The sequence below is a fragment of the Agrobacterium rosae genome, assembly GCF_002915175.1.
Lineage (GTDB): Bacteria > Pseudomonadota > Alphaproteobacteria > Rhizobiales > Rhizobiaceae > Agrobacterium > Agrobacterium rosae.
Genome location: NZ_NXEJ01000004.1, coordinates 413,347 through 426,346, shown reverse-complemented (window position 1 = coordinate 426,346; position 13,000 = coordinate 413,347). Strand labels below are relative to the sequence as shown.

The 13,000-nt window shown below is 58.0% G+C and carries 14 protein-coding genes; 4 read left to right on the top strand and 10 right to left on the bottom strand.

Annotated features, from left to right (window positions below):
* Positions 1-121 precede the first annotated feature (121 nt).
* From CPJ18_RS09415 to mobB, 4 genes are read left to right on the top strand one after another with little or no spacing between them, the layout of a single operon-like run.
* Complete coding sequence (locus CPJ18_RS09415) at positions 122-1,024, top strand: DMT family transporter (RefSeq protein ID WP_103657934.1); 903 nt, start codon at positions 122-124, stop codon at positions 1,022-1,024.
* Positions 1,021-2,241: a multidrug effflux MFS transporter gene (locus tag CPJ18_RS09410; protein ID WP_103657822.1), complete on the top strand. Its 1,221-nt coding sequence runs from the start codon at positions 1,021-1,023 to the stop codon at positions 2,239-2,241. The genes CPJ18_RS09415 and CPJ18_RS09410 overlap by 4 nt, the downstream gene beginning before the upstream one ends.
* Positions 2,241-2,867, top strand: a complete 627-nt coding sequence (gene mobA, locus CPJ18_RS09405) for a molybdenum cofactor guanylyltransferase MobA (protein WP_103657821.1) — start codon at positions 2,241-2,243, stop codon at positions 2,865-2,867. Before CPJ18_RS09410 ends, mobA begins: the two co-directional genes overlap by 1 nt.
* On the top strand, positions 2,864-3,382 hold the full coding sequence (mobB, locus tag CPJ18_RS09400; protein ID WP_103657820.1) for a molybdopterin-guanine dinucleotide biosynthesis protein B: 519 nt from the start codon (positions 2,864-2,866) through the stop codon (positions 3,380-3,382). Before mobA ends, mobB begins: the two co-directional genes overlap by 4 nt.
* Before the next feature lie 50 nt (positions 3,383-3,432).
* Here mobB and CPJ18_RS09395 read toward each other — a convergent pair whose 3' ends face one another.
* The 10 genes from CPJ18_RS09395 to nagZ form a co-directional block, all read right to left on the bottom strand.
* Positions 3,433-5,031: a LysM peptidoglycan-binding domain-containing M23 family metallopeptidase gene (locus CPJ18_RS09395; protein ID WP_245445373.1), complete on the bottom strand. Its 1,599-nt coding sequence runs from the start codon at positions 5,029-5,031 to the stop codon at positions 3,433-3,435.
* A 297-nt stretch (positions 5,032-5,328) separates the two neighbouring features.
* The gene (locus CPJ18_RS09390; RefSeq protein WP_167397864.1) at positions 5,329-5,982 is read right to left on the bottom strand and encodes a protein-L-isoaspartate(D-aspartate) O-methyltransferase; all 654 of its coding nucleotides are present in this window, start codon (positions 5,980-5,982) and stop codon (positions 5,329-5,331) included.
* A complete protein-coding gene (surE, locus tag CPJ18_RS09385; protein WP_103657817.1) occupies positions 5,979-6,755 on the bottom strand; it encodes a 5'/3'-nucleotidase SurE in 777 nt (258 codons plus the stop codon). Before surE ends, CPJ18_RS09390 begins: the two co-directional genes overlap by 4 nt.
* A gap of 167 nt (positions 6,756-6,922) precedes the next feature.
* Positions 6,923-8,206: a serine--tRNA ligase gene (gene serS / locus CPJ18_RS09380; protein WP_103657816.1), complete on the bottom strand. Its 1,284-nt coding sequence runs from the start codon at positions 8,204-8,206 to the stop codon at positions 6,923-6,925.
* A 92-nt stretch (positions 8,207-8,298) separates the two neighbouring features.
* Positions 8,299-9,111 (bottom strand): twin-arginine translocase subunit TatC, encoded by an 813-nt coding sequence (gene tatC / locus CPJ18_RS09375; protein WP_077101085.1) that lies wholly within the window; start codon positions 9,109-9,111, stop codon positions 8,299-8,301.
* The gene (gene tatB, locus CPJ18_RS09370; RefSeq protein ID WP_103657815.1) at positions 9,108-9,905 is read right to left on the bottom strand and encodes a Sec-independent protein translocase protein TatB; all 798 of its coding nucleotides are present in this window, start codon (positions 9,903-9,905) and stop codon (positions 9,108-9,110) included. The genes tatC and tatB overlap by 4 nt, the downstream gene beginning before the upstream one ends.
* 58 nt (positions 9,906-9,963) lie before the next feature.
* Entirely contained in the window at positions 9,964-10,197 is a 234-nt protein-coding gene (locus CPJ18_RS09365; RefSeq protein WP_077101088.1) for a twin-arginine translocase TatA/TatE family subunit, read from the bottom strand.
* Between the two features lie 158 nt (positions 10,198-10,355).
* Positions 10,356-11,087 (bottom strand): SMC-Scp complex subunit ScpB, encoded by a 732-nt coding sequence (scpB, locus tag CPJ18_RS09360; RefSeq protein ID WP_103657933.1) that lies wholly within the window; start codon positions 11,085-11,087, stop codon positions 10,356-10,358.
* Entirely contained in the window at positions 11,077-11,922 is an 846-nt protein-coding gene (locus tag CPJ18_RS09355; protein ID WP_103657814.1) for a segregation and condensation protein A, read from the bottom strand. The genes scpB and CPJ18_RS09355 overlap by 11 nt, the downstream gene beginning before the upstream one ends.
* A gap of 50 nt (positions 11,923-11,972) precedes the next feature.
* Complete coding sequence (gene nagZ, locus CPJ18_RS09350) at positions 11,973-12,989, bottom strand: beta-N-acetylhexosaminidase (RefSeq protein ID WP_103657932.1); 1,017 nt, start codon at positions 12,987-12,989, stop codon at positions 11,973-11,975.
* Positions 12,990-13,000: the final 11 nt, after the last annotated feature.

Here is a 13,000-nt window from a genome sequence, read left to right as displayed (position 1 = left end):
CGAATAATTCGATTGAATTCAAATCCCCACCATGTCACCACCTTATATTAGAGGAGTGGGCGGAGTCGTCATACGTGCATTGCACGGGTAGCGGCACCGTTGCGGATCTGGGATTGGAATGATGGCATTGACGGACAATACACGCGGTGCGTTGCTTATGGCGCTCGCGATGGCCTCGTTTACGGTCAACGACGCCTTCACCAAATCCGTCACTCCCTATATCAACACCGGCCAGATCCTGTTCGTGCGCGGCCTTATGACCTGTGCTCTGGTCTATGTCATCGCCCGCCATATGGGCGCGCTCAGACCCATCAAGACATTGCTGCGGCCCATCATCGTGCTGCGCTGCCTTTGCGAAGTCTCGGCGTCCATTCTCTACCTCAACGCACTGGCATTGATGGGCTTTGCCAATATCTCGGCAATCATGCAGTCCTTACCACTGGCGGTTACGCTGGGTGCCGCGCTGTTCCTCAACGAGAAGGTCGGTTGGCGGCGGTGGACGGCTATCCTAGTGGGTTTCCTGGGTGTTTTGATCATTATCCGGCCCGGTCCGGATGGGTTTACCACCGCAGCGCTTCTGGTCGTCGGTTCCGTATTCGTCACCGCCGGGCGCGATCTCCTGACACGGCGCATGTACACGGATATCCCGTCGCTGACGGTGACCATGACCACCTCCTTCGTCAACACTTTGATCGGCGCGGCACTCATCATACCGTTCGGCGGCTGGCAACCGATGGATGGCTACGTCTGGTCACACCTGTTCGCAGCGGCCGTTCTGGTCGTCATCGGTTATCAGGCCGTGATCCTCTCCATGCGCAGCGGCGATATCGCCTTCGTCGCACCTTTCCGCTACACCAGCATGATCTGGGCATTTTCCATCGGCTATTTCGTGTTCGGCGAGAGCCTGAATTCATGGATACTGCTCGGTACGGCGATTATCATCGCGTCCGGCCTCTACACATTCTACCGTGAGAGCAGACGTCACCAGCCGCCGATTGCTAAGACCTCGACGAGAATACAATGAGCGCCGCCCTTTTCCTGAACAGATCGACGCCACCGCATGTCGCCACCCTCGTTCTTATCGCAGGCGTTGCAGCACTGTGCATGAACATTTTCCTGCCGTCGCTTGCCGCCATGGCGGTGTATTTCGAAACGGATTACGCGGTCATGCAGTTTGCCGTGTCCGGCTATCTGGCAACGACGGCGCTGTTACAGCTCGTCATCGGCCCGCTGTCCGATCTTTTCGGTCGTCGGCCCGTATTGTTGGCTGGCTTTGCCTTGATGGTCATCGCCACCCTCATCTGCGCATTGGCGCCCAACATCACCGTCTTCATGTTCGGGCGAATGTTGCAGGCGGTCGTTGCATCCGGTTTCGTGCTGGCACGCGCCATCGTCAGAGACATGGTGCCTGCAAACCAGGCCGCATCGATGATCGGTTACGTTACCATGGGCATGTCCGTCGTTCCCATGGTCGGTCCGACGATCGGTGGCTTTCTCAATGATTTCGCCGGCTGGCAGGCGAGCTTTGTGCTCGTCGCCTTTTGCGGTGCTGCCATGCTGATCCTCATCTTCTTCGATCTAGGGGAAACCAACCGCCAGAAATCCGCAAGTTTTTCGGCCCAGTTCCAAGCATGGCCGCAATTGCTGAGATCGACACGCTTCTGGGGCTACGCGCTGACCTCCACATTCTCATCCGGCCTTTTCTTCTCCTTTCTGGGCGGCGCTCCCTTTGTGGGAAGCGTGCTCTACGGACTGACACCGGCGACGCTCGGCATGCAATTTTTCTTCATGGCCAGCGGCTATATGTTCGGCAACTTCCTTTCCGGTCGTTACGCGCAACGCGTCGGCATTTCCAGAATGATGCTGGCCGGTAACGGCATTGCGGCATTGGGCATCATCGGTGCCATCGCCCTGCCCTATCTCGGACTGAGCAGCCATTACGAATTCTTCCTGCCACTGGCGCTCATCGGCATTGGAAACGGCGTGACATTGCCCAGCGCCAATGCGGGTATGGTCAACGTCCAGCCTCATCTGGCCGGTTCGGCATCTGGCCTGGGCGGTGCACTGACGATTGGTGGCGGGGCCGGTCTGGCGGTGCTTGCCTCCTCCCTCTTATCGAAGGAAGCGGGTACAACGCCACTGCTGCTGGTCATGTTGCTGAACGCAATCCTCGCGCTTGCCGCAAGCATATATACCGGCAGGCAGGAACGTCGCCATAACCAACAGCAAAGCGGGACGTGATGATCGTGTCTGACATTCCCGGCCTTATCCTGGCCGGTGGCCTTTCCCGACGTATGGGAACGAACAAGGCGCTGAGCCCACTCGGAGGCAAGCCGCTGATGTCTCACGTCATAGACCGTGTGACACCGCAGGTGACGACGCTGGCCCTAAACGCCTCCGAGAGCTGGGCTGACACCTTTGGCCTGCCGCTCGTGCCCGACACCAAAGCGGGTCATGCCGGTCCCCTTGCAGGCATTCTCGCTGGCATGCGCCATTTTGCAAACCAAGCGCCGCAAGCGACACATTTTTTGACAGTCCCGGCAGACAGCCCTTTCTTCCCATCGGATTTGGTAGCCCGCCTTATCGACCATGTCACCGGTGAAAACGCCATCGTCATCGCCGCATCGACTGGGCAGGTGCACCCAGTCTTCGGGCTATGGCCGATTGCAATTGCAGATGATCTGGAGACCTGGCTTGGGGATGACCGAAACCGCCGTATCCGCAGCTTTCTGGCGCGTCACCCGACGATCGGCGTTTCGTTTCCGCCCATCGAAAGCCTGACGACTTCCATCGATCCTTTCTTCAACATCAATACGCCCGACGAGCTTGCGACCGCGGAAACCTTCTTCAAGAGCATGAGTGCATGACCCAGAAAGTATTCGGTATTTCCGGCTGGAAAAACTCAGGCAAGACAGGGCTCGCCGTTCGCATCGTCACGGAACTGACGGCGCGTGGCTACCGCGTCTCGACCATCAAACACGCGCACCACGATTTCGATATCGACAAGGTGGGTGCCGATAGCTGGCGTCATAGAAATGCAGGCGCGCACGAAGTCACGATTGTTTCCGGCACACGCTTCGCCATCATGCACGAGCTGCGCGGCGCCCCTGAACCATCATTCGAAGATATCCTCGCCCGCATCGCGCCGTGCGATCTGGTGTTGATCGAGGGCTATAAATACGAGCCTGTGCCCAAGATCGAAGCGCGCAGGCTGGATGCGGCAAAGACCGAGCCGCTTGCGCCCAGCGATCCGCATATCATCGCCATCGCCGCCGATCATGCCGTTCCCGGCACCACGCTGCCGGTGTTCGATCTGGACGACACGGCCAGCATCGCCGATTTCATCGAAAAGACCGTGGGCCTGGTGAGACCTGCACAATAAAAAAGCCGGGCGTTAACCCGGCTTTTTCTTACCCCTTGAAACGCACTACCCTATTCAAGGAAAGAGGATGGGTTCACCGGTGTCGCGTCCTTACGGACTTCGAAGTGAACCTGCGGACGCTTTGCGCTGCCCGTCATGCCTGAAGTGGCAACCGTCTGGCCGCGCTGAACCTTCTGGCCGCGCTGAACATCCAGGCTTGCGGCATTGCCGTAAACCGTGACCCGACCGTCATCGTGACGGATAAGGACGGTGTTGCCGAGCTGCTTCAGACCGTTGCCGGAGTAGATGACCACGCCGTTTTCAGCAGCCTTGATCGGTGTTCCCTCTGGCACGGAGATGTTGATGCCATCATTGCGGCTGCCATCGACGTTTTCACCGAAGCCGGAGATCACAGCGCCGCGAACAGGCCAGCGATATTTGCCGATACCGGTGGATTCTGGTGCGATGGAAGCCATATCCGACTTCTTCTCGACGTCGCTGACGCTTGCTTCGGCAGATGGTGCCTTTGGCACTTCAGCCTTGGCAACAACTGGCGTCTCAACAGGCTTGGATGCAGCCGGTGCCTGATGCTGAACAGAAGCCGTCTTGATACCGTCGGTGCCAGCACCTGGAATTTTCAACGTCTGGCCAATGCGCACGCTTCCGTCGGTGATGCCGTTAGCGGACTTCAGGTCAGCAACTGAAACGCCGTTTGCACGGGCGATCTTCGCAAGGCTGTCGCCAGCCTGAACCTTGTAGCCACCGGTTGGCGGAAGCGGCTTGCCACCGGGAGGTGTCAGCTTACCGGCCTCTGCCGAAGCCTTGTCACGGGCAGCGTTCTGCGATGGCAGAACGGCAACGTTGTTTTCCTGACCGCGTGTCGGTGTCGGGCCGTTGTTGTTCTTGCTCAGGTCGATATTGTCGGATGCAGCGCGGGCGGCGTTGCGGGACTGACCGAACTTCGGAATGACGATCGAACGACCGGGGGCCGCAGCTGAGGCGCTGGAAAGACCATTGGCCTCAAGCAGAGCCTTCTCGGGAACGCCGTAACGCTTGGACAGTGTTGCAATCGTCTCGCCAGACTTCAGCGTGACAGACGACGCACCATCGGTGTGCCAGCCGGCAGCAGGCTGTTTGATGGAGCCGGTCGAAAGTGTATCGGCGCGGTTTGGATTGGTCGGACGAGCAGAAGCCATGGATGGCGCAGAACTGCCTGTCGCGGATGGGAATGGCTGCTGCATCGCCTCGCGGCGTGTTGCAGGTTCGCGGCTCGACGATGGCGACGGTGCAGAAAGTTCTGCACGCTGCACAGGTGCCGAAGACGATGCTGCACGGGCCGATGAAGGCTGCACGGAACCGTAACCGCCGCCGTTGTTTTGCGGGTAAGGCTGGTTCATCGCAGCGTTCTGGTTGGCATAGCCACCCTGCGGCGCTGCGTTACCATAACCACCACTGCTCACATCACCCTGCGGGACTGGAGACTGCCCGTAAGCGCCTCCTGCATTGCGTGCTGGAATGGATGCCGTTGTCATTTGGTCAGGCCCACTGGAAAAGAGCCCGCCAAATCGCGTCGCGTCGGAGCTACACCCCGTTGCGACGCTTGCCAGCAATGCCGCTGCGAACATCTTTGCGATTGATTTTCCGATTTTAGGCGAATTACTCATACGCATGACTCGATCTACACTGACGCCAACCACCGCATCGGGATCGATCCGGCTGAAACTACACTCTGCAAGGCCCCTCTCCCGTGACGGGAAAACCGTGCGTTGATGGAGATGATTAAAGCGCGTTAGTGTTACCACGCCGTTAAAACGTTAAGGCGTTCACGTCTTTTTTGACACTTCGATAACCATGACAAGGGCGAAAAAGCCCGCATTTCCGCGCATTTTTGCGGAAAAATCTTTTTCATTCAATATGTTGATAAAAATCAGAATTCGTTTCGCTAAACCGAACGAAATGTCATTTTGCTACAAATAGCGGGCAATGTGGGTTTCGATGGGCAGGTACGGCGTTTCGAAAAGCTCTTCCTGCTCAAACCGGCTGCCGGTCTTGGAAAACCGTGTCATCACGCAACGCCCGTCTTCCATCATGATCGGGGCAATCATCATTCCGCCGGATACGATCTGCTCGGTAAAGAAGCGTGGCATGGCCGTAAATGCAGCCGTGGAAACGATTCGGTCAAAGGTACCCTCGCCCATCAAACCGTTAGAGCCATCAGCCTGACGGATCACCACATTGCGGATGCCGAGATCGTCCATCCGGTTCTGCGCCAGCTCCACCAGCGTCTTATAGCGGTCGATGGAGACGACCCGCTCACAGCGGCGGCCCAGGATTGCCGTCATGAAACCGCTGCCGGTGCCGATTTCCAGAACGCGCTGGCCGGGCTTGACCTGAAGCCGGGCGACCGTCTTGACCACCATATCTGCGCTTTCCATGAAAGCACCGCAGTCAATCGGGATGGTGCGGCTGGAATAGGCTTCCGCAGCAAACTGTGCTGGCACGAATTGCGACCGCGGGCACTGCTCCACCGCTGTCAGAAGATCGATGTCGGAGATGCCTTCGGCTCTCAACCGCAGGACCAAGGCTGCAAACCCTTCTTTCTCCACCATTGCGGATTTCACTCGCCTGCTCCCAGTCCAAGCGCTTTCTCGACGCGAGCCTTGGCCGTGTAGTCGGTCAGATCAAGCTTCAGTGGCGTCACCGAGATACGGCCATCCTTGATGGCGTGGATATCGGTCCCTTCAAGGAAGTCGCCCAGCCGCTCGCCAAAGCGCAGCCAGTAATAGGGCAGACCGCGACCGTCCTGCCGCTGCTCGACATTCATGCCGAAATCAAGCTTGCCCTGGCCCGTGACGCTGACACCCTTCACATCGGCAGGCGCACAATTGGGGAAGTTCAGATTGAGGAATGTTTCCTTCGGCAGATCGACATCGATCAGCTTGCGAATAATATCTGGCGCATAGGTCTCGGCCACTTCCCACGGCACCACGCGTTCCGCATGGCCGGTATGGACATAGGCCTGGCTGAGCGCAAACGAGCGGACACCCTGCAACGTGCCTTCGATGGCACCCGCAATCGTGCCGGAATAGGTCACGTCATCGGCCATGTTGGCACCGGAGTTGACGCCCGACAGCACAAGGTCTGGTTTACCCGGCAGCACTTCACGAACGCCCATGATGACGCAATCGGTCGGCGTGCCGCGCAACGCGAAATGCTTGTCGGAAATCTTGCGCAGACGAAGCGGCTCGGACAGCGTCAGCGAATGCGCCAGTCCGCTCTGGTCCGTTTCGGGTGCCACGATCCAGACATCGTCGGAAATCGTGCGGGCGATGCGCTCCAGCACCGCCAGCCCCTCAGCGTGAATACCATCGTCGTTGGTCAGCAATATTCGCATGGTGCTCTCCCGCTTTAGTTCTTTAGATAACATCTCCCACTTCCGTCACCCCGGACTTGATCCGGGGTCCAGCCGTCGCGCGTCTGCGCGGCGAGAAGAGTCTTTTGCCTTGCAGACGCAATGCACTGGATCCCGCATCAAGTGCGGGATGACGGAACGTTAAGTGTTCAAACAGCCTTCTCGATCCGCGTCAGCCCACCCATGTAAGGCAGCAGCACGTCTGGAATCGTCACCGAACCATCCTCATTCAGGTAATTCTCAAGAACCGCGATGAGGCAGCGACCGACAGCCGTGCCGGAACCGTTGAGCGTATGAACGAACTTCGTGGCCTTCTCGCCCTTAGCCCGATAACGCGCATCCATGCGTCGTCCCTGGAAATCACCACAGACGGAGCAGGACGAGATTTCGCGGTAGGTATCCTGCCCCGGAAGCCACACTTCGAGATCGTAGGTCTTGCGTGCGCCAAAGCCCATGTCGCCGGTGCACAGCGTCATGGTGCGGAAATGCAGTCCGAGACGCTTCAGCACTTCCTCGGCGCAGGCGGTCATGCGCTCATGCTCTTCGACAGCGCTTTCCGCATCTGTGATCGACACGAGTTCACACTTCCAGAACTGATGCTGGCGCAACATGCCGCGCGTATCGCGACCGGCCGAACCGGCCTCCGAGCGGAAGGATGGCGTCAGGGCGGTAAAGCGCAGCGGCAGCTTTTCCTGCTCCAGAATTTCACCGGAAACGAGATTGGTCAGCGTGACCTCGGCAGTTGGTATAAGCCAGTAGCCATCTGTCGTCCTGAACAGGTCTTCCGCAAATTTCGGCAGTTGGCCTGTGCCATACATCGCTTCATCGCGCACCATCAGCGGCGACGACACTTCGGTATAACCATGTTCCGAGGTATGCAGGTCGATCATGAACTGACCAAGCGCACGCTCCAGCCGGGCGATCTGGCTCGTCAGCACCGTAAAACGCGAACCGGAGAGCTTGGCCGCACGGTCGAAATCCATGTAGCCCAGCGCTTCACCGATTTCGTAATGTTCCTTGGCAGCATGGTTCCAGCCTGGCTTTTGACCGACGACACGCGCGACGATGTTGTCGTGCTCGTCCTTGCCGACAGGCACATCATCAAATGGTATGTTGGGAATGCGCGACAGGGCATCAGTCAGTTCAGCCGAAACCTGACGATCCTCTTCCTCGAGGCGCGGCATGCTATCCTTGATGTCAGCGACTTCGGCCTTCAGCTTTTCCGCAAGCTCGGTGTTCTTCTGCGCCATGGCAGCACCGATTTCCTTGGAGGCCGCGTTACGGCGCGATTGCATCTCCTGCAATGTCTGGATAACGGAGCGGCGCTTCTCATCCAGCGCAATCAGCATGGCGGACTGTGGCTCGGCATTACGCCGTGCAAGGCCAGCGTCAAAAGCTTCGGGGTTTTCGCGTATCCATTTAATATCGTGCATCGTGGTTCCAGACCGTAATTTGCATCATGTTTTGAAAAACAAAACGCCGGGACATAGAGCCCGGCGTCTGAAGAATATCCTGACGGAAACCGTCAGTCGTCACTGGAATTTCCAAGCTCACGGCCTGCATTTTCCTCAGCGCGCTTCTTCTCCACGAGTCGAGCCAAATGTATGGAAATCTCGTAGAGAAGGATTGCGGGCAACGCAAGACCGATCTGGGACATCGGGTCCGGCGGCGTCAGCACAGCGGCGACGATAAAAGCAGCGACGATGGCGAATTTGCGCTTTTCCTTCAGCCATTGGCTCGTCAACAAGCCAACACGCGCCAGAAGCGTGGTGACCACGGGCAACTGGAAAACCAGACCGAAGGACAACACCAGCGTCATGATGAGGCTAAGATATTCCGACACCTTCGGCATCAGCGAAATCGCGACCTCGCCGTCTTCAGGCAATTGCTGCATGGCAAGGAAGAACCACATGACCATGGGCGTAAAGAAGAAGTAGACCAGCGCACCGCCCAGAAGAAACAGAAGCGGCGAAGCAATCAGAAACGGCAGGAAAGCAGCACGTTCATTCTTGTAAAGCCCCGGTGCCACGAACTTGTAGAGCTGCGAGGCGATAACGGGAAACGAGATTACCAAGGCACCGAACATGGCGACCTTGATCTGCGTGAAGAAGAATTCCTGCGGCGCGGTATAGATCAGCGATGACTTCGCAACATCCAAACCAGCCCAGATCACCGCCCATTTGTAGGGAATGACCAGCAAGTTGAAGAGATGCTTGGCCACAGCAAAGCAACCCAGAAACGCCACGAAGAACGCACCGATCGACCAGATCAGGCGGGTGCGCAACTCCATGAGGTGTACGATAAGCGGCTGCGGCTTATCATCGGAATCGGCGCTCATGCTTCACCCTTTTTGGCCTTGGCCAATTTTGTTGTCTTGGCAGGCGCTGCTGTCGCCGTCTTTTCCGTGGTGGTCTTGCTCACCATAGCCTTGGCCTTTTCAACCACGGGCTTTCCAGCCGCGACGGTAGCCTTCGCAGCCTTGACAGTTGCGGACTTCGCAGCAACCTCGGTCAGGACGGACGGCTCGCTGGAAGGCGGTGCTGCCGGTTTGGCGCTGGCAGATGCAGTTGCCTTGGCCGAAACCGTTTTCGGTGCACGCTTCGGTTTTGCAGCGACTGTCTCAGCCTCGATTTCCTGAACGGATTTTTCTGCCGCTGGTTTGCGGCTCCGCTTTGGTTTTTCCACCGCAGCCGTAGCAACGGCCGAGGACGCAGCTGCAACGACAGGCGCATCTGCAACAACTGGCGGCCCGTCCGGCAGCTTCATCTCAGGCTCGCTCAAACTAACCGCCGGAGCACCGACAGGCGCACTGGTGGCGGGTGAGCTTGTCGACGTCGCACCCTGAAGATCAGAGCGGATTTCATTGCCCAGTTCCCGCAGAGGGTTCATTGCATTGCGCAAGGAATTCGTCGGGTTGAGATTTCGAACGTCGGAAATCGTCTGGCGCACATCGTCCATGTCAGCCTCTTTCAAGGCCTCATCGAACTGCGAACGAAAATCACCCGCCATCTTGCGCAGACCGGCCATCGTCTTACCGAAAGCGCGGATCATAGGCGGCAAGTCCTTGGGACCGACGACCACGATCAGCACGATCGCAATCACCAGCAACTCGCTCCAGCCGATATCAAACATAACAATGCTCCTGACACGCGCGATAGTGCGGCCCGCTTAGGCCGCGCTTAGAGATCAATTACTTGATCTCGTCAGCCTTGTGGTCGACCGTCTTGGAATGCACAGTCGTGGGCTCTGGCGCGGTATCGTGATCTGCCGGGCGCGGCGTGCCGTCTTCGTCAGCCATGCCTTTTTTGAAGCTCTTGATGCCCTTTGCAACATCGCCCATCAGTTCCGGAATCTTGCCGCGACCGAAAAGGACCAGCACGATGACCAGAACGATCAGCCAATGCCACACACTAAAAGAACCCATAACGCAAACTCCCTGAATTTTGCTTTGAACCGATGTAAGACGTTTGTTCAGCTTTTTCAAACACCAAAATGTCTATTCAACAAACGAAGAGAACTATAAATCCACCAGAGTGCAGAATGCTGGCAACTCTTCGTGATCGTCTTGGCAAGGACGTGCAATCACCGTTCAGGCTCGTCTCCACTTGGAGCCAACAGCCCGAGTTCTTCCAAATCGAGTTGCGTGATCGGATCTTCATCTTCGGTCAGATCGTCGCTCATCAACGGAATGGGAATACCGAAATTGGACGGGATGCGGCCGGACAGCAGTCCTGCCCCCTTCAACTCGTCCAGCCCCGGCAGATCGCGCAGTTCCTCCAACCCGAAATGATCGAGAAAATCGATGGTCGTTCCCATCGTAACCGGTCGGCCCGGTGTGCGGCGGCGCCCACGAAACCGCACCCAACCGGCCTCCATCAGCACATCCAGCGTGCCGCGCGATGTCTGAACGCCGCGGATTTCCTCGATTTCCGCCCGGGTCACCGGCTGGTGATAAGCGATGATCGCTAGAACCTCCAGCGCCGCACGCGACAGCTTCTTGGGCTCCTTCTCGTCGGTGCGAATAACGAAAGAAAGATCGCCTGCGGTTCTGAACGCCCAGTTTCCGCCAACCTGTATCAGATTGACGCCGCGATCATCGTAGGAGGTTTTAAGGTTTGCCATCAGCGCTGGCACGTCGATGCCCTTGGGCAGACGCTCGGCCAAAAAGGATTCGGAGACTGGCTGCGCGGACGCAAAGACGAGTGCCTCGGCAATCCTCTGCGCCTCTTTCATCTGCCGCTCGGTGACCGTGGGTTCGTATCCCACCCCATCTGCCACAACAATATCGTCATCCGCTTCGGGTTCACTCGACATCATCAGTCCTTTCAGCGGAATGGAAACCCCTGCCCAAGCCCTTGCGCATGAAAAGCGGCTGGAACGCGCCGTCCTGACGGATTTCCAGCGATCCCTCACGCACCAGCTCCAGCGAGGCGGCAAAGGCGCTGGCCATAGCGGTCGCCCGCATCGCGGGGTCTGCCACATATTGCAACAGATAGCGATCCAGCGCCGTCCACTCGCCGATCTCGCCCAGCATCGACGTCAGCAACTCACGTGCATCCACGAGCGACCAGACCTGACGCTTCTCGATGGTCACCTGCGTAATCGCCTGCCTTTGGCGAAGAGAGGCATAGGCGCTGAGCAGATCGTAAAGGCTTGCCTCGAACGACGAGCGGCTTTTGTGCGGAATGTGTTCGGGCGCACCACGTGCGAAGATATCGCGGCCCAGATGGTGGCGGTTCACCAGCCGTTCGGCGGCATCGCGCATGGCCTCAAGCCGCTTCAGCCGGAAGGCCAGCGTCGCCGCCATTTCTTCGCCGCTTGGGCCGTCATCCTTGCTCTGCTGCGGAATGAGCAGCTTGGATTTCAAAAACGCCAGCCATGCCGCCATGACGAGGTAATCGGCAGCCAGCTCGATGCGCACCCGCCGCGCCTGATCCACGAAAACAAGATATTGCTCGGCCAAGGCCAGCACGGAAATGCGTGACAGATCGACTTTTTGGGTGCGGGCAAGATGCAGCAGCAGATCGAGCGGGCCTTCAAAGCCCGCCACGTCGATCATCAATGCCGCTTCGCCAGTGGCGCGTTCTGGTTTGATGTCTTCCCAGAGCTTTTCCATCGGCGCGCTGCCGCGCGATTTGTCTGCCGCCATTATTCGTCCACCGGGCAACCCATCATCAGGACGCCCGGCCCGGACGCCTATCAGGCAACCGTCAGCATGGCGTTGAACTCGTCTCTCAGCGCTGTTTCATCACCATCATCAACCACCGGAAAACCGGCTTCGACAGCAGCAGCACGTTCAAGAGCCCGACCGGAAAGAACGGGAACCTCTTTCACGACCTGTAGCATTTCACTCATCACACCATTGCAATGCAAGACTATATCGCAGCCACCCGCAACAATATTGGCAGCTCGCTCCCCAAGCGTTCCCTTCAGGGCATTCATGGAGCTATCATCGGAGATCAACAGACCGTCGAACCCGATCACGCCACGGATGATTTCATCGATGACCTTGGGAGACGTCGTGGCCGGGCGTTCGGCATCGATGGCGGTAAACACCAGATGCGCGCTCATCGCCATCAGTTCTTTGTTGAGTGCGCGGAATGGCACGAAGTCATGAGCCTCCAGCTCAGCCAGCGGCACGTCCACGACGGGCAACTCATGGTGCGAATCGACAAGGCCGCGCCCGTGGCCGGGAATGTGCTTCATCACAGGCAACATGCCGCCCACCTTCAACCCGTCCGCCGCCGCCTGCCCCATCGCAGAGACAAGCGCCGGATCAAAACCGTATGCCCGGTTGCCAATGACGTTGCTGGCACCTTCCACCGGCACATCCAGCACCGGTAGGCAGTCGACATTGATGCCCAGCTTCATCAGGTCGAACGCATGCAGACGCGACATCAGCCACGCGGCACGCAGGCCTTGTGCCTTGTCACGCAGGTAGATTTCACCCAGCGCCTGCGCATTGGGGTAGGATTGCAGCAAAGGCGGACGAATGCGCTGAACACGCCCACCCTCCTGATCGATCAGCACCGGCGCATCCGGCCTTCCGACGGAATCACGCATCGAAGCGACGAGGTCCGTGATTTGTTTGATGTCACCGATGTTGCGTCCGAACAGAATGAACCCCCAGGGACGCTCTGCCTTGTACAGAGCGATTTCATCTTCCGTCAGGGTAAGGCCGCTGCAGCCAAGGATCATAGCTTTGGATTCAGTCATGGATTTGTCCT

What these genes read in the sequence shown, in the direction of transcription:
- CPJ18_RS09415 (WP_103657934.1), top strand. Translation starts at nt 122, where the DNA reads ATGGCATTGACGGACAATACACGCGGTGCGTTGCTTATGGCGCTCGCG.
- CPJ18_RS09410 (WP_103657822.1), top strand. Translation starts at nt 1,021, where the DNA reads ATGAGCGCCGCCCTTTTCCTGAACAGATCGACGCCACCGCATGTCGCC.
- mobA (WP_103657821.1), top strand. Translation starts at nt 2,241, where the DNA reads ATGATCGTGTCTGACATTCCCGGCCTTATCCTGGCCGGTGGCCTTTCC.
- mobB (WP_103657820.1), top strand. Translation starts at nt 2,864, where the DNA reads ATGACCCAGAAAGTATTCGGTATTTCCGGCTGGAAAAACTCAGGCAAG.
- CPJ18_RS09395 (WP_245445373.1), bottom strand. Translation starts at nt 5,031, where the DNA reads ATGCGTATGAGTAATTCGCCTAAAATCGGAAAATCAATCGCAAAGATG.
- surE (WP_103657817.1), bottom strand. Translation starts at nt 6,755, where the DNA reads ATGCGAATATTGCTGACCAACGACGATGGTATTCACGCTGAGGGGCTG.
- serS (WP_103657816.1), bottom strand. Translation starts at nt 8,206, where the DNA reads ATGCACGATATTAAATGGATACGCGAAAACCCCGAAGCTTTTGACGCT.
- tatC (WP_077101085.1), bottom strand. Translation starts at nt 9,111, where the DNA reads ATGAGCGCCGATTCCGATGATAAGCCGCAGCCGCTTATCGTACACCTC.
- tatB (WP_103657815.1), bottom strand. Translation starts at nt 9,905, where the DNA reads ATGTTTGATATCGGCTGGAGCGAGTTGCTGGTGATTGCGATCGTGCTG.
- CPJ18_RS09365 (WP_077101088.1), bottom strand. Translation starts at nt 10,197, where the DNA reads ATGGGTTCTTTTAGTGTGTGGCATTGGCTGATCGTTCTGGTCATCGTG.
- scpB (WP_103657933.1), bottom strand. Translation starts at nt 11,087, where the DNA reads ATGTCGAGTGAACCCGAAGCGGATGACGATATTGTTGTGGCAGATGGG.
- CPJ18_RS09355 (WP_103657814.1), bottom strand. Translation starts at nt 11,922, where the DNA reads ATGGCGGCAGACAAATCGCGCGGCAGCGCGCCGATGGAAAAGCTCTGG.
- nagZ (WP_103657932.1), bottom strand. Translation starts at nt 12,989, where the DNA reads ATGACTGAATCCAAAGCTATGATCCTTGGCTGCAGCGGCCTTACCCTG.